The 16,203-nt window shown below is 39.5% G+C and carries 13 protein-coding genes; 4 read left to right on the top strand and 9 right to left on the bottom strand.

The annotated features are described in order from the left end of the window. On the top strand, window positions 1-951 hold a 951-nt coding region (locus L6773_RS04490), incomplete at its 5' end, for a hypothetical protein (RefSeq protein ID WP_237852658.1). A 488-nt stretch (window positions 952-1,439) separates the two neighbouring features. Here the strand turns inward: L6773_RS04490 and L6773_RS04485 are convergent. Continuing rightward, complete coding sequence (locus L6773_RS04485) at window positions 1,440-1,607, bottom strand: hypothetical protein (RefSeq protein WP_237852657.1); 168 nt, start codon at window positions 1,605-1,607, stop codon at window positions 1,440-1,442. Window positions 1,608-1,724: 117 nt separating this feature from the next. Beyond that, on the bottom strand, window positions 1,725-3,560 hold the full coding sequence (locus L6773_RS04480) for a DUF5060 domain-containing protein (protein WP_255727697.1): 1,836 nt from the start codon (window positions 3,558-3,560) through the stop codon (window positions 1,725-1,727). A gap of 313 nt (window positions 3,561-3,873) precedes the next feature. Between L6773_RS04480 and L6773_RS04475 the strand changes: the two genes are divergently transcribed. From L6773_RS04475 to L6773_RS04465, 3 genes are all read left to right on the top strand, one after another. Beyond that, window positions 3,874-4,497 (top strand): type IV toxin-antitoxin system AbiEi family antitoxin domain-containing protein, encoded by a 624-nt coding sequence (locus L6773_RS04475; protein ID WP_237852655.1) that lies wholly within the window; start codon window positions 3,874-3,876, stop codon window positions 4,495-4,497. Then, complete coding sequence (locus L6773_RS04470) at window positions 4,481-5,263, top strand: nucleotidyl transferase AbiEii/AbiGii toxin family protein (RefSeq protein WP_237852654.1); 783 nt, start codon at window positions 4,481-4,483, stop codon at window positions 5,261-5,263. The genes L6773_RS04475 and L6773_RS04470 overlap by 17 nt, the downstream gene beginning before the upstream one ends. Window positions 5,264-5,573: 310 nt before the next feature. Then, window positions 5,574-6,272, top strand: a complete 699-nt coding sequence (locus L6773_RS04465) for an SOS response-associated peptidase (RefSeq protein ID WP_237852653.1) — start codon at window positions 5,574-5,576, stop codon at window positions 6,270-6,272. A gap of 362 nt (window positions 6,273-6,634) precedes the next feature. Here the strand turns inward: L6773_RS04465 and L6773_RS04460 are convergent, their stop codons facing one another. From L6773_RS04460 to L6773_RS04430, 7 genes are all read right to left on the bottom strand, one after another. Next, window positions 6,635-8,446, bottom strand: a complete 1,812-nt coding sequence (locus tag L6773_RS04460) for an L-fucose isomerase (protein WP_237852652.1) — start codon at window positions 8,444-8,446, stop codon at window positions 6,635-6,637. A 53-nt stretch (window positions 8,447-8,499) separates the two neighbouring features. Next, complete coding sequence (locus L6773_RS04455) at window positions 8,500-10,173, bottom strand: FGGY-family carbohydrate kinase (protein ID WP_237852651.1); 1,674 nt, start codon at window positions 10,171-10,173, stop codon at window positions 8,500-8,502. Between the two features lie 11 nt (window positions 10,174-10,184). Continuing rightward, window positions 10,185-11,381 (bottom strand): exo-alpha-sialidase, encoded by a 1,197-nt coding sequence (locus L6773_RS04450; protein WP_237852650.1) that lies wholly within the window; start codon window positions 11,379-11,381, stop codon window positions 10,185-10,187. Window positions 11,382-11,425: 44 nt separating this feature from the next. Beyond that, on the bottom strand, window positions 11,426-12,901 hold the full coding sequence (locus L6773_RS04445; RefSeq protein WP_237852649.1) for a sodium:solute symporter family protein: 1,476 nt from the start codon (window positions 12,899-12,901) through the stop codon (window positions 11,426-11,428). After that, complete coding sequence (locus tag L6773_RS04440; protein WP_237852648.1) at window positions 12,898-13,806, bottom strand: dihydrodipicolinate synthase family protein; 909 nt, start codon at window positions 13,804-13,806, stop codon at window positions 12,898-12,900. The genes L6773_RS04445 and L6773_RS04440 overlap by 4 nt, the downstream gene beginning before the upstream one ends. Before the next feature lie 45 nt (window positions 13,807-13,851). Next, window positions 13,852-15,036, bottom strand: a complete 1,185-nt coding sequence (locus L6773_RS04435) for a sialidase family protein (RefSeq protein WP_237852647.1) — start codon at window positions 15,034-15,036, stop codon at window positions 13,852-13,854. Window positions 15,037-15,231: 195 nt separating this feature from the next. After that, window positions 15,232-16,191 carry an NHL repeat-containing protein gene (locus tag L6773_RS04430; protein ID WP_237852646.1) on the bottom strand — a complete coding sequence of 320 codons (960 nt, stop codon included), beginning with the start codon at window positions 16,189-16,191 and terminating at the stop codon, window positions 15,232-15,234. Window positions 16,192-16,203: the final 12 nt, after the last annotated feature.

Raw genomic sequence — 16,203 nt, 5'->3', positions numbered from 1 at the left:
GATGCTTTGAGATTAGCATTGGAGAAAGGAGCTAGCTCTGAATCTGCCACGGCATGGCTTAATTATCAATATGAGCAGAAACGCTGGATAGAGATCCTAGATGCATTAGAGGCAATTCAGGAACGCTACCCTGGTGAAGCGTCGAAATGGAATGGGTACAAAGTACTTTTTCAAATACAAATGGGCGAATTCGAGAAAGCATGGGACGACAGCAGAGATATTTCATTTAATTTTATATCACATGCTGCAGCATTATCCGAAGAAAAGAAGAATTGGGAATGGGCTTTTCGGTGGCATGAAAGGGCAGCGGAAATTGCCCCCCCTATTTATAAATTGAGTGTTTTATCACATGCATATGATGCTTTACGAAAAATAAATATAGCTAGTGCACAACTTTTTCTTGAAAGATTCCCAGAAGTGCATATTGAGCTAGCAGAAAGAGAATATTTAGCAGGAAATCAAGACATAGCAGCATCAATGATTGAGGAAATACTTCCCGAACATGATTTTGGGATAATTGAGTTGAATGTTATTATCCAACAATTAATTGCACTTAACGAATGGGAAATTATCAAAAAAAACCAATTATTTGAAGAAATAAAATTAAAGTTCGTGAAGCAGGATTATCTTAACGAAAGTGAGAAAATTTATTTGTCGATTTCAATTAATTTGATGAACGGTAAAATTAATGAGGCTTATAGTGAGATTGAACAAGCAACAAAAAATCAAATCGTATTTAGCAATATTATTCTTATAAATAAAATAACGTTGATATGCGCAGCTCTTTTAGACGAAGAGATTGTATTCAATCGCACACTTGATAAATATAAAAATCAAATAAAAAAATTAGATCAAATAAAAATTTTAGTGTCCATTATGCGCAATCTTGCCTCCAAATACAACAAAAAAATAGAAGATAAATATATACAAAGACTTTTGGACCTTTCTTGAAGATCGTTGAACGCTATAGATTCTTTATAAAGTTATCATATTTAATAGCAAAGGTTTAATATTCGAAAACTTCGCTTAAAATTGGTCAATTGATTGCAAATAAATAAGTTGTCTTCAACAATGAATTACATTTGCAACGAACTATTGATAAAAATCTTTTCTTAATAAATAAGAGCAAGAATTTAAGGTTTAAATAAGAATTTAGCAGTTTTTTGAATAATCAACCAAGTATGGCAAGTTGAATAATATCAACTTTAGTCAAGCTTTTTTTAGTTTGAAGATGATAGATCTATTTCTAAGAAAGATTTGTTGGCAATTTAGCCTAATGAAACCCTCTCACTAGTGCCCATTCCAGTGGGTACATTAGTGGGTACAAGATCTTCAAAATCGACGTTTAAAAATTATTAATTCAATTTATAAGTACACTCATAATCGATTGGTCGGTTTTTCATATCCTGCTGAATAACGATCATTTCTGCCTTTGTCTCTTATGCAATTTGTATTCTTCTAATCTCGATCCGAGCGTTGATATTGCGAAGCAGTGCTTCGCGGTTCAAGTCCCCCTTGATCTCCGAAGCCTCGTGCGTAGGAGTTCCGGGCCCACTTCTACGCTCCGAAACTTCGGAGCTCCGAAGTGCAAGCACTTTTTTGCCCATTTCCTCTATCCACTCTTAGCCGTTTAATTTCGATCTGAGCGTTGATCTTGCGAAGGTATACTCCGTGGTTCAGTCTGGTCGTCCACAGGTGGAATCAGAAGATTTTAGTGAATTTGATTATTCTATTTTCTCGACCAGCAAAACCCAGTCTTCATTTAACCTCGAGGGGGGTACGCCCAGGGATTGTTGATTCCCGCCTGAAATTTGGTCCACGGAACCCTCTTGAAGTGGACCTCCTTCAAATGGGTTGAACCAGCGGATCTGATACTGTCCTGTGGCATCCGTTAAATCCAGGCCTGCCTCTGTAAAGTCAGGTATGTACAGCGCATATAGCGAATCCGTTTTTGAGAGGCAGTACGCACCCTCTGCATTTACCAAATGATGGGTCGGTTCCATCTCCCAGTAAGGAAGATATTCTTCAAAAAATGCCTTTGCATGGTTTGTTATCTCCCAAAGCCGGTCTCTCTGCCGCCAATCTTCGGACGTTAAATCATTATGCGGACTTCGGGCCCCGAAATACCATTCAACCCCCGCAGCTCCGGATAGCAAGGTACCCCATAATGCATACCTGGTAAGAGTAGGGTGACTGATATCTGCCGTATCCACTTTAGCACCGGTATGCCACATCCCAATTTCGTCCATAGTTACCATCCATTCATGACCGCTTTGCTTAGATTGTTCTTTCAATCTTTCAACGGTCTCAGGAGCAGTCGTTCGTTCGTGATGCTGTAACGAAATACCATCCAGATGGGGAAAACCGAGCAAGCTATCTAAAACAGGGGCCCGAAGCTCTTCATTGGGGAGAGTGTGTATGACCACAGGGTGGTTATACGGATCATTCTCCTTGAAAAATGTAGCCATCTCTTTTCGCTGACGGTCGGTCTGTGCACCGGTTGTTACCCAGGGAGCTAGGCCGTTTTCTTCCCCGAGATTCCAGATCAGCGCCGGATGATGGCCAAAACGTGCAATGAGTTCATGAAAATATAAAGTCCGGACAGGCCCCATATCTCCTCCATCCAGGAGTGTTTCATTTTCTGTCTCCTGAAGTACGACATGTAATAGGATTCCCTTTGCCTGCATATGCTGAAAAAGTATTTCCCACTGATCCAGTTTACTTACATCAAAACGGGTAAAATCCTCCGGGGTCGTGAACATCCATACATCTTTTCCATCTCCTTGAATATTTAACGTAAGAAAATAAACAGCATTCATTCCCTTCGAAGCGAGGTAATTCACGGCACCGATGATCCCCTTCCCTTTACCGTCCTGCCAGGTAGGGTCTCCCGGATTCCAATCCTGGATGTGAGGCTCATAGGAATGGATTTCGCTATCCGTCTGTGCCTCCCCTTCTTTATCACTCGCAGCAATGCGGTAGGTATCGTCAAACCCCTGAAAAGCCAGGAAGTTTTCGGGGCTATCCGACCCTGCTTTCAAAAAATAAGTCCCTGAATCTTCGAATTGAAGGTATCCGTTTGAAGCGATGAGTTTTCCCCTGTCATGGAAATCTCTGTCAGAGTCTCCGTTACTCAACACTTCAAATGTTCCCTGGCTGTTTGTGATTTCTATTTGATCAGCCTCATCTTGACGTTGTTTTACAGAAACACTGTCACCTTTGAATAAGGTAGCGTTATATGTCCAGATACCGGGGTGGCCAGGACTGAATCGAACCTGCCAGGTATTTCCCGAGGTTGCACTTGTTTCTGCTGCATTTCCATCGGCTGCATAAAATCCTCGAATCGTTTCTTGATGTTCCTCATGTTCAAACTCAACAAACAACAAATAATTTAGAAAGGGATTAACCTCCGCGTCTTCAGACGTCATAGGCCCTTCAAAAGACAAGGTAAGAGCATGGCCTTTTTGAACTGTTCTTGTATTCGAGCCATCCGAATCACAACTTAGTACAAAGCATGAAAGTAGGATGAACAACGCTGGAAATAGTAAACGGTAAGGCATGAATAGGTTTGGACTCAGGTTTTTTAAAATTGAAACATTCATAAAATAGAATTACTTGAGCCTGTCAATAATCCGATGTTTAAGCAGCGACAGTTTTCGGTTTATCTGCAAGAAACAAATTTAATAAATGAGCTGGAAATGAAAGATAGTTTCGTCCACATATATTTCCGACAGAAAAAAAATTGTTATGTAACGCGAATTCAAAAGCCAATCAAATAACAATGGATTTTTAAGTTGATAATTTTAAAATCATCAACTCTAATTAATTTTTATTTCTAAAATTTGTTATTTTTAACAAAAAATAGAAACATATATGAATTATCGGCAATTCCATGACGAAATGAACGCCTTCCCGGTTTTTTCGATCAGGGAGATTGAAAAGCATTTCCCCGGCTTCGATTCCCGGAGGCTCGTTGAGTGGCAGGAAAAAGGATACATCCAAAAGTTAAGAAACCGATTTTATTTTTTTACAGGTAACTCTGTCAATGAACGATACCTATTTTTTGCGGCAAATGAACTTTATAGTCCCTCTTACATCTCATTAGAATCTGCTTTATCCTGGTATGGTTTTATTCCTGAAGGGGTTTTTCAGGTTACATCCTGTTCATCCCGTAAAACCCAGTCGTTTGATACACCTTTGGGAAGCTTCAGCTATCGACATATCCAACCGGCCCTCTTTTTTGGTTACCACCTGGAGGAGTGGAACAATCACCATTTTGCAATCGCTGAACCGGAAAAAACAGTGATCGATTATCTCTATTTACATCATGAGATTGACGAACCGGATGATTTTGAATCGTTGCGCTGGAATTCAACAGAGATGAACAACAGCTTATCCATGGAAAAGGTCGATACATATGCATCTCATATCGGTTCAAAAGCATTAGTAAAAAGACTTACCACATTAAAAGAGTTTCTGGATGTTAACCCTACGTGAAATACAACCGTTTTACCCGGAGAACCTACATCGATTCCCAAGATTCTTACTCAGGGAATACCTTCAATACAAAATTTTGGAGATCATTTTTGAAAGCAAATATGCAACCCATTTATGTTTCCTGGGTGGCACCTGTCTTCGAATTGTGCACGGAAATAACCGGTTCTCGGAGGACCTGGATTTCGATAACATTGATCTGGACGAAGATGCTTTTCAGGACATCGCAACCGAAATTGAGAAACAACTGGAACGAGAAGGATACGAGGTTGAATTAAAGACAGTGATGAAGGGGGCCTGGCATTGCCACATTAAATTTCCAGGATTGCTTTTTGAAGAAGGATTATCCGGCCACAGTGAAGAGAAAATACTCATCCAACTGGATACAGAACCTCAACATTTTGATTACGAACCTGAGAGACACATCTTAAACAAGTTTGATGTTTTTACCACGATACTGACAACGCCACTTTCCTTATTAATGGCTCAGAAAATTTATGCGATTATCAATCGAAAACGAAACAAAGGAAGAGATTTCTTTGACCTGGTACTTTTGATGAGTAGAGATATTAAACCAAACTACAGTTACCTGAATGCAAAACTCTCCATATCAAATCCAGATGCTGTAAAAGAAGAGATCCTTGACAAATGTGATCAATTATATATGAAAGAAATGGCAGAAGATGTGAGGCCTTTTCTTTTTGAACATTCTGACGTAAAAAAGGTTGAACGGTTTTCGGATTTAGTCAAACAGTATTCTTTTAAATGAAACTTTATCATAATGAAACCCTCTCAGCAGTGCCCATTCCGGTAGGTGCAACATGATTAAATCGACGTTTTTAACAAAATAAGTCAATAATTAAGTACCTTATTCAATTTGTAGTCCCGAATACATTCGGGAAAGTCTCACCGGGCCCACTTCTAAGCTCCGAAACCTCGGAGCTCCGAAGTGCAGGCACTTTTTTATTTCCTCCTGTTTCTCAATTCTGCAAAACGAATTCATCATCCATCTCTGATGGTTTATTAAAGCTGATCCATTTACATTGAATTAGAACACTCATGAATAAAACAACCTGGTTATGTGCGGACGATATACGTTATCATGCGAAAAAATCAAAGAGATAGAGGAATTTCTGAATGTAAATGAAACTGACCTGATTCAATTGAATTCGGATGATCGGTTTTCTCACTTCAATGTAGCTCCAACTCATGAGATGCCGGTTTCTTACGAGGATAAGGATAAAAAGAGAATCCTGGAATCTATGCATTGGGGATATATGGGATGGAAACCAAAACCCGGCAAGAAACCCTTTCTGCCGATCAACACCCGGGATGATTCAATTACAAAAAAACCGATGTGGAAAAAGGCTTTTGCCGAAAGGAGATGTATTATACCGGCCAGTGGTTTTTATGAATGGACGGGCAAAAAGGGAAATAAAACTCCTCACTATATCTATCCTGAACATCATTCATTCATGGGATTTGCCGGCATATACTCGGATTTAGCTCCCGAGGATAAATCCGCAAAAAGATCGTATTCTATTATTACCACTTCCCCTAATAAAATAATGGAGAATATCCATGACCGTATGCCTGTAATCCTGCATCCTGAAGAGTTTAATGACTGGCTGAATCCAAATAATAAAGATGCAGAATATCTTACGGATTTTTTACGACCCTATCCGGATGATGCCATTTCTGAGTATGTAGTAAGTAAAGCCGTTAACAATGTTCGAAATAATGGGGAAGAACTTATTCAAAAAGCGGAGTTGTTTTAATTATAGATACGGACTTCCACAGAATGAAACCACTTTCAGGGTTCCAATAAATAAGAAAACCTGCCTAAAAGATATTAAGCAGGTTTTAGAAAAGTACACCCGACAAGATTCGAACTTGTAACCGCCTGATTCGTAGTCTTGAAAATAACACCCATTAAGACTAATAATGCCAGTTTATTGGTGATTATGTACTACTATTTGTACTCCCAAATCTGAACTATATGAATAGTTTTCATATAAAATAAACTAAAAAAATCCCGAATAATATCATTATCCGGGATTAATGTGTCTGTCAAACATGGGTTACTATGTATGTGACAGTATAAAGCTACGAATGTTCGCAAGGCTCTCTCTTGACCATTCTATCTTCGTCCGTACAAAGGACCAAAATTATCACAAGCTCTGAAATCTGCACTTTCCATTTCATTTGTTCCAAAAGCAGCCCATGCACTCGGTCGAAAAATTCTTTCATCTGGGACATTGTGCATTGACACCGGAATTCTCAACATAGACGCTAATGTGATAAATGCATCTCCGACGTGACCATAGTTGAGTACCCCATGATTAGAGCCCCAATTGTTCATTACTGAATACACATCTCTAAATGCACCAGATTCGGTTAGTTTGGGCACAAACCAGGTTGTTGGCCAAATTGGGTCCGTTCTCCGGTTCAGTGTTTTATGGACTTCTTGTGGAATGTCTACAGTAAACCCTTCTGCTATTTGAAGAATGGGTCCGAGCCCTTTCACAATGTTGATTCGGGTCATTGTTACGGGCATTTCTCCTTCTGTTAGGAATTGAGATGAGTATCCTCCTCCCCGAAAATATTCGAGATTTGCGGGACACCACTTAGTTGCATCAAGACAAGCCTTCGCCTCTTCAGAAGTTATTTCCCAATAGGGTTTCATAACCGACTCTCCATTCTCTTTTTGCCGGCCGGTACCGTCCAGAGATGCAGAACCAGAATTTAGAAAATGAATGATTCCACCAGATGCTTTACCTGTGAGTTCATGGCCTGTGACCCGTTTTACAGAATCGGGACTCCAGTAGGTTCGAATATCACCAAATATTGATGCTGAATTCGTCATCAAGTGACCGAGAAGCATACAAACAGCATTCAATGTATCATTCTCTGTAGCCACAATAAATGGTTCACGGATACCATTCCAATCGAATGAAGAGTTTAAAATAGCTTCTGAAAAGTCTCCATTTGGAAAATGATCCGTCCACTGCCTTTGACCTTGAAAGCCAGAGGCGATCGCATTGTGTCCTAACGCTTCCTCTCCATACCCAATATCATTAAGTTTTGGATTTCCAATCATCAAGTCACGTATAATCATGGTCATTTTAATGACGGTATCCCAATTTTCATCCTTCCTTTCTCTGCTTTGCTGAATTGCTTCTGCATTGATGTCTTCACCTTCCTCACAGTAGTCTTCCACCCAATGTTTTGCCAACTCAAACTCATCTTTATCATAAATTCCTTCCTCCATACGGCGGGTTAATTCCGACATATCCACTGCTTCACATCTCATCCCCAAATAATCCTCAAAAAAATCTTCCTGAATCATAGACCCAACAATTCCCATCGAAACAGAACCGATGGAGAGATATGATTTGCCTCGAATTTCTGCCTGTGCAAGTCCAGCCTTAATAAAAAGAAGTATTTTATCTTGTACGTCTTCCGGAATAGATTCATCGCCTGCATCCTGAACTTCACTCCCATAAATAGCAAAGACTGGCAGGCCTTTTTGTTCATGAGCTGCTTTAGTTGCTGCAAGGTACACGGCACCAGGTCTCTCGCTACCGTTAAACCCCCAAATGGCTTTCGGGTACCAGGGATGCATATCCATCGTTTCTGATCCATAGCACCAACAAGGAGTTACGGTTAATGAAACTCCCACTCCTTCTTCTTCAAATTTTTGAGCAGCTTGTGCTGCTTCAGCAACCCCACCAATACAAGTATCGGCAATCACACATTCAACTGGCAACCCATTTGCATGAGTTACATTTTTAGATATAAATCTCGCCGCATTTTTAGCCATGTTCATTGTCTGCTCTTCAAGAGACTCTCTAACTCCTTTCCTGCGTCCGTCAATAACTGGCCTTATTCCAATTTTAGGAGTTAATCCTATGATTCTTTTTTGGCCATTTTCATTTCGATCTATAGTCATATCATTCATCCGTTTTATTTATGGTATTTCTTACTATTCGATTTCTTGAAAAATTATGCATTGATATGATCCTCTTGCATAATTTCTTTGTAGGACCTTTCATCCTCATACATTTTGTGGAAGACCTTATATTTTGAGTTATGGTAAGTAGTTACTGTTTGATTTTTCCCTGGCTCAATAACTTTTCCAGTTTGGTTCATACCGACCATTGCTTCTTGAATGTTTTTATAAGTTCCCGAAGCTACTGCTGCTAAAACTGCACTCCCCAAGAGAACGGCTTCTGATTCTTTTGGAAGAATGATTTTGCAATCACAGATATCTGCGTGTTGTTTAAGAAATAAATCATTTTTGGTGCCACCGCCAGTCGCAGAAATCTGATTAATGGTATAGCCCGTTTTATTCATCTCTTCAATAATATGCCGGGTACCATAAGCAATGGCCTGAATCGTTGCCAGATATTGAATCGCAAGATCTTCAATTGTTGATGAAAGGGTGAGTCCAACAATTCCACCCAGTAAGGATGCATCCGCTCTGGGTGATCGGTTCCCATGGAAATAGGGAAGCACATGTAAATCTTTTGTCAATAACCCAACATCAACCAAACCATTTTTATTAGCTAGATCTACTAGATGATCATTTAGCAAACTATAGACTGTGGTATCCTTGTTTTTAGCTTCTTTTTGTAGTTCTTGGGCATGACTCGAAGAAAAAATTACATGATCTATCAAAGCGCCGGTAGCTGATTGCCCACCTTCATTTAGCCATAATCCTGGAATCATCGCGGAGTAATACGGTCCCCAAATTCCATCAATGAATCGCGGTTCTTCTGACACCGCCATATGGCAACTGGATGTGCCTCCAATCAAAGCTATCTGATTGTTGAATGTCGAGCCATTATCGGTCATTCCCAGAAGTCCTAGTCCACCTGCATGAGCATCGATAATCGAAACTCCGACTGGAATTCCTGGTTTCAACCCAAACTCTTCAGCCGATTGCTTTGTCAATCCTGCCCCAACTGGCTCGCCCATCGGCCGAATATTCATACCAATTCTCTTATATCCTTCATTTGTCAAATCTCCAAGACCAATTTCCTGGAAGTAAGAATTATCCCATCTTCCAATACTTCCTTTAACTTCTGAATCTTCATGAGCCAGATAGGTCCACTTACAAGTAGTTGTACAAGCAGAACGTACATCTATACCCGTTGCCCTGAAAACCAGGTAATCAGGTAAGTCAAAAAAGCAGGTGGCTTTTTCCCAAGTTTCCGGCATATTCCGCTTCAACCATAATAGTTTTGGTGTTTGCATTTCGGGACTAATCACACCGCCCACATAATTCAGAACCTCGTGACCTTTTTGATTGATCTCTTCTGCTTCGCCCTTCGCTCTATGATCCATCCAAACAATTATATTTTGCTCATCTAAATTATCCGGGCTAACGGTTAGTGGTCTATTTTCTTCGCCTAAAACCACAAGGGAACAAGTCGCATCAAAACCGATACCAGCGATATGTTTAGGCTCTAAGCTTGATTCTGCCATTGCTTGCTTTACCGAATGACAAATAGCCTCCCAGATGTTCTCTGATGATTGCTGTACAAAATCCGTTTTCGGTTTCCATATTTGAATATCATGACTGGCTTGTGAAATCAACTTCCCCTGCTGATTGAAAATCCCAGCACGAGCAGAACCTGTTCCTACATCAATTCCTATGTAAAATTGCTCACTCATCAGTTTCAGTTTTATTCATATGCATTAGGATCAACGATGGTCGTGGCGATATATCTGTAGGGATCAGCTTCATGCTGCAATGCATTATTCCAATAGTAAATGACTACCAATTTGCCATCCGGCCGCTGTACCATTCGAGGATAACCAACATCTTTGGTGGCACCATCCCCACTTCGAAGAGTGATTTCATTCCCCCATGTTTCTCCTTGATCTTCACTAAAGCGGAGATGAACTCTGGAACCATAATCACTTCGATAGATATAGGTCAGTGCAAGACGACCATCTTCCAGATGTACCAAGGCGGGCGGAGATCCGCCGTTTCCTGTATCAAATGCCGGATTCACCTCTTCCTGCCACGAATCACCATTATCTGTGGATCGAAAAGCTTTTAAAAAGTCTCGACGTGGCTCAAGCTCTCTGCTTCGCATAACGGTATATATTTCAGTTTCGGAGAGTCTAACTGTAGATGGCATGATATCAAACCCTTCCGGCTCTTCACCTATCCAGGACACCAACTCCCAATTCACACCGCCGTCAGTCGTCTTTGAATAGATAACTCGTCCTTCACGTCCGTTTTCTTTGGCTACATTCATGAATGCACTTAAAGTTTGTGGACCTTCAACTATATAGTCGGTTCGTGTTCCGACACCGTTTGTGCCTAAATTTGGAAAGCTGTAGGGGCCATTCCACTCACTTCCACGATTCATGGAGTAGTAAAATGTAGAGGGGCCGTCATGATAGTCATCTCTCATGAACGTAATGGCAAATCTGGGATCCCTGAAATCTTCAATAGGTTCTGTAAGTTGCACAGGTGGATCAGCCAACTCATCCGGGATACTGTGGTCATATGCATAACCGGTCATACCATTTTCATAGGCATCCTCAATGGTCCAGGTTTCTCCTCCATCCAGGCTTCGTGCATATTTATTCCGGGCCGTTTCTCGATCATAGGTGTGAAAACCTTCCGTCTCACGATGTGCAGCTTCAACAAATCCGACCAGAATTTCTTCCCCCCAGATCCAGATTCCGTTATTGGCGGGCCATCCGGCAAATCGCCCTTCTTCGTAGTAAACTCTCAAATGCTGAATCGCTTTGGAACTTTCATCTGAGACAGAATTGTTTTTTTGTTTTTCGGCACATGAAATCAACGTAATGATGATCGCCAGTAGGATTAGCCTCTTTAGTTGGAAAATTTTTGAAATGTCCATAACTCTTTTTTTTGTAATCGTTTACATTATTTGTTTTAAAAAATTCATTCTTTCTTTATTAACAATGAGAGTAAAAAGCCTGTTAGAAAGATCACAAGAGTCCCAATCACAATGGTCAGATAGCTATGTAGTGGATTTTGAAATTTTTCTAGATTGCCTGTAAAGTAAGCAGGTGATAAGCTCATCCAGATTATTACCAACAGTCCGAGAACAACTCCGATCATTGCAGGTATATTGGTTACTTTTTTAGAAAAATATCCAAGCAGAAATAATCCAAGCATTCCACCACTGAATATCCCTGCCAGATTCCACCAGATATCAAGCGCGCTTTCTACCCGGATGATATAAAAAGAAATCAAAATTCCCAGAATACAGATGATTGCTGATGCGATATAAAGAACCCGTACAGATTCTTTCTCAGTGACATTTCGCTTGGTATATCGCTTGTAAAAATCACTCAAGATGACGGTAGCCCCACTATTAAGGCTGGTAGAAATCGTACTCATTCCAGCTGCAAATATTGAAGCGATCAATAATCCGGTCATTCCTACAGGCAAACCACTGACAATAAAATAGGGAAATACGCTGTCGGACATACCCGGTTCATTATATTCGGCGGGAAGCAGATCGGGATATACGTTATAATAAACAAACAGGCCTGTGCCGATCATAAAAAAGAGAAGGGATACGGGGATATAAAGCAGACCACCGCCAAATGCTGATGAAATCGCTTCTTTCTCATCCCTTGCACTCATATACCTCTGAATGTAGTTCTGGTCAATACCGTAATTTTGAAGATTGATAAATATCCCATAGATAAACACCACCCAAAACGTAGATTCAGTCAAGCTTAATCCAAAACTTCCTAAGCTAAATTTGTCATATGCAGCAGCAACCTCAAAGTATTGGGCTGGTCCTTCGGGCAGTGAAAACATGAGCACTGCCAGGGTGATAACGGCCCCGGAAATTAAAATGATAGCCTGTATCGCATCCGTCCAAACCACAGCCTTGATACCCCCGAAGATGGAATAAATCATGACGCTTATTCCTGTGATAATAATTATAATGCGCATATCCCAGTCAAGAATCACATACATTGGTAGAGCCAAGAGATAGAGTATAACAGCTACTCTCATGACCTGTGTCAACAGCCAAAAGGAGGCTACATAATTTTTCGCCCAGGGCCCAAACCGTTCTTCCAGGAACGTATACGCTGAGGGGCTTCCTACTTTTCGATACAATGGTATAAAAAACTTAATCGCCATAAAGATTGCTACCGGTATAGAAAGACTGAACACAAATGCATTCCAGTTTGAAAGAAACGCAATTCCCGGAAGAGCCAGAAAACTGATGCTGCTTACAAATGTAGCAAAGATGGACAGACCAATTGCCCAGGATGGTAAGGTACCGGAACCTGTTGAATAGTCATCAGATGTTCTCTCTTTTTGATAAAAAGAGATCCCAAACAGCACGATTCCTAGCAGATAAACAATAAAAATTATAATGTCTATAGTGCTCATGTAAGAACTTCCTCCACATTGAATCGATTTAAAGCATGGCGAATTTTTTCTCTTTCCTGTTCTTTGAAAGAATTGTAGGGGAGTGCCAAATTATCACTACAGATTCCCATTAAAGAAAGTGCACACTTGACACCTTGTAGATATTTTGCTGGTGAATTTCCAACGGTATAAAGGTTTGAACTGATTTGAAGAATTTTCTTCTGAAAGGATGTCATTCGGTCAAAATTCTTTTCAAGAACAGCTTCATACATGGCCACGTATAAATTCGGGAACATATTTGCCCCTCCATTTACCCCACCATGCCCGCCCGTCAGCATTGTTTGCATTAACATCTCTTCGGGCCCAACAAACAAAGAAAATTCCGGGTTATCTTGAAGCAGGCGAACAACGTTTTGAAAATATAGAAGATCTCCTGAACTGTCTTTAAACCCGATGATATTTGAATGCTCAGCAAGATTTTTAACCGTCTCAGGCTCAAAATGAATCTTTGTATGGGAAGGCATATTATACAGAAAAAGAGGCAGAGGAGACTCGTCAGCTAATGACTCATAATATCCAATTAATTCTGCTTGATTCATGGAAAAATAATAAGGTGGTGCAGCTACAACAGCATCAGCACCAACCTCAGCAGCTTTCTTACTTAATCGGACACTTTCTGTAAAGGATGTATCTGTGATCCCAACTAATACAGGTACTTTACTATCCACCTGAGAACACACTTGTTCAATTACTTCATTACGAATTTTATAACTCAGACTGGGGCCTTCTCCAGTTGTCCCGAGAATAAACAGGCCATGAACTCCACCAGATAGAATGTGTTCTATCAAACGTTCAAGTCCTTCAATATCTAAATTTTTTTTATCTCCCAGTGGAGTAATTACTGGGGGAACGATTCCCTTTAGCATATTTTATATCCTATATATTTCAAATTCAATTATCTAATTAATCACTTATTTCCACTGATCAGGATCAAAAATGGTGGCTGCGATATATCTATAAGGTGTATTACTTTCGTCAACAGCATGATTCCAATAGTAAATGACTACCAATTTACCATCGCTTCTTTGAATCATTCGTGGATATCCTACATCATTTGTAGCATCATCATTAGATCTTAAAGTTATTTCATGTGACCAAGATTGGCCGTTATCATCACTCAATCTTAAGTGTACTCGTGAACCATATTTACTTCTAAATATGTACGATAATGCAAGCCTACCATCTTGCAGTTTCACTAAAGCAGGTGGTGATCCTCCTGCACCGGTATCAAAAGCTGGTTCATTTAATTTTTTCCAATTATCTCCATTATCATCAGAATAGAATGCTTTTAAGTAATCTCTTCTTGGATCTATATCTCTACTTCTAATAGTCGTCAACATTTCGTTTTGAGACAGTCTTACAGAAGATGGCATGATATCAAACCCCTCAGGTTCATCACCAAGCCATGCATGATTGGTCCACGTTAAACCACCGTCAAATGTTCTAAACATAGCGACCCTTCCTTCTCTTTGATTTTCCTTTGCAATTGTCAAGAAAATACTTGCCTCATTCTTTCCATCTACAATGTAATCTGTTCGCGCTGCGATACCCTGAGTTCCCAGATTTGGAAGAGCGAAAGGTCCTTCAAATTCTTTTCCCCTGTTATATGAATAATAAAAATGAGAAGGACCATCATGATTATTCATCCTTGATAGTGTGAAGACTAAATCTGGATGTGAAAAATCTATACTTTCATTCAGTTCTTCAGGTGTGCTTTTAGGCTCTATCCCCTTGTGATCATGAGATAATGCTGTTTTACCGGCGTTGTAAGCATCTTCAATATTCCATGTTTTACCACCATCCAAACTTCTGGCATATTTATACCGAGTTGTAGATTGATCATAAGTATGACCACTTCGATCCATATGATCAGCTTGTACAAAACCAACTAATACTTCATCCCCCCAACTCCAGATTCCATTGTTCGCGGGCCAACCGGCAAATTTGCCTTCTTCGTAGTATACTTTTAGATGACGAATGTCGTCCGGATTGTCGTATTTGTTAAATTCTTTAATATGATTGACTCCTAAGAAAATGAAGCCCAGCAATATAATAACTAAAAATTGATATTGATTTTTCTTTAAATAACTTGCCATAATTCAATCTTTAAAAGATAAATGTTTTAATTCAAATTAACTGTAATCGATTACATTTGTTGGTTGTGATATTTACAATCTATCCCGTTAATTGTAGGAAATTTTACTAAAGCCTTTCATGGTTGACATCAAACTTTTTTGAAATTTTAAATTGCTAATAAGTCTTTTTTCTAAGCATTCTTTGACCTAAATACTTCATATTCTTTCCAATTTGTAAGGGAATGTATTACCAGCATCCCACTGACAGATGTAAAGATTTTTATCCTCATCAACACATACATCATGACAATGATTAAAAATTGGTTGATCTTGTACCATAAGTTGAAGTTCGTTGTTTATATAGTTTGGCTTGGTTCCTCCGGGATTTGATACAACTTTGTCATTATCATTAAGTATTGTAACAAAACCAGAATTTTCAGTTTTTTCATTATTTCTAAGACGTGACCAGCACACACCTGAATAAATATTACCCTCATCTATAACTGGCCTGCACACATATGCACCTGGCAGGTGGATTGTAGAAATGTATTCACCATTCAAAGAAAACCTTTTAAAAGCATTATGGTCTCTTGATGTACAAAGCATTGTTGGTTTATTTGAATTGCGATTATCAATACATAAACCATGTGCTGTTCTAAATTGACTTAATGCATCCCCTTCCCCTCCGAAATGCCGAATATAATCTCCTTTATAATTATATTGGATAATATATTGTGAACCGTAACCATCTGCTATATAGATATCTCCATTTGATGCAATAGCTGTTTCAGTTGGTTTAAACGGATCATCCTCTGAATACAACCCATAACAGGAAGGGTGATCAATAGTTAATAATATTTCTCCATCAAGTGTAGTCTTAAAAACCTTTCCCAGTTCAACATCAGTAATAAATAATACCTCCTCTTCACCTTCTTGAAATAATGTAAGGCCATGACCACCAGGAAATATTGTTCCCCAAGTATTTAAAATTTTACCAGATCTGTTAAAGATCACAATGTTATTGTGAGTATGATCTGTAATCATAATTAGATGACCATTCGAATTTATTACCATTTCATGACAATTCTTTATTGAGATATCAAATGCGTTATGGCTTGCCCAATCCTTGTGCACTTTATACTTATAGTTACCATGACCTATGATATCCTTATTCATCTTTCACTAAAT

The organism is Rhodohalobacter sulfatireducens, assembly GCF_022012475.1.
Classification (GTDB): Bacteria; Bacteroidota; Rhodothermia; order Balneolales; family Balneolaceae; genus Rhodohalobacter; species Rhodohalobacter sulfatireducens.
This window is presented reverse-complemented; position numbering and strand designations above follow the sequence as displayed.

What these genes read in the sequence shown, in the direction of transcription:
- L6773_RS04485 (WP_237852657.1), bottom strand. Translation starts at nt 1,607, where the DNA reads ATGGGCAAAAAAGTGCTTGCACTTCGGAGCTCCGAAGTTTCGGAGCGT.
- L6773_RS04480 (WP_255727697.1), bottom strand. Translation starts at nt 3,560, where the DNA reads ATGCCTTACCGTTTACTATTTCCAGCGTTGTTCATCCTACTTTCATGC.
- L6773_RS04475 (WP_237852655.1), top strand. Translation starts at nt 3,874, where the DNA reads ATGAATTATCGGCAATTCCATGACGAAATGAACGCCTTCCCGGTTTTT.
- L6773_RS04470 (WP_237852654.1), top strand. Translation starts at nt 4,481, where the DNA reads ATGTTAACCCTACGTGAAATACAACCGTTTTACCCGGAGAACCTACAT.
- L6773_RS04465 (WP_237852653.1), top strand. Translation starts at nt 5,574, where the DNA reads ATGTGCGGACGATATACGTTATCATGCGAAAAAATCAAAGAGATAGAG.
- L6773_RS04460 (WP_237852652.1), bottom strand. Translation starts at nt 8,446, where the DNA reads ATGACTATAGATCGAAATGAAAATGGCCAAAAAAGAATCATAGGATTA.
- L6773_RS04455 (WP_237852651.1), bottom strand. Translation starts at nt 10,173, where the DNA reads ATGAGTGAGCAATTTTACATAGGAATTGATGTAGGAACAGGTTCTGCT.
- L6773_RS04450 (WP_237852650.1), bottom strand. Translation starts at nt 11,381, where the DNA reads ATGGACATTTCAAAAATTTTCCAACTAAAGAGGCTAATCCTACTGGCG.
- L6773_RS04445 (WP_237852649.1), bottom strand. Translation starts at nt 12,901, where the DNA reads ATGAGCACTATAGACATTATAATTTTTATTGTTTATCTGCTAGGAATC.
- L6773_RS04440 (WP_237852648.1), bottom strand. Translation starts at nt 13,806, where the DNA reads ATGCTAAAGGGAATCGTTCCCCCAGTAATTACTCCACTGGGAGATAAA.
- L6773_RS04435 (WP_237852647.1), bottom strand. Translation starts at nt 15,036, where the DNA reads ATGGCAAGTTATTTAAAGAAAAATCAATATCAATTTTTAGTTATTATA.
- L6773_RS04430 (WP_237852646.1), bottom strand. Translation starts at nt 16,191, where the DNA reads ATGAATAAGGATATCATAGGTCATGGTAACTATAAGTATAAAGTGCAC.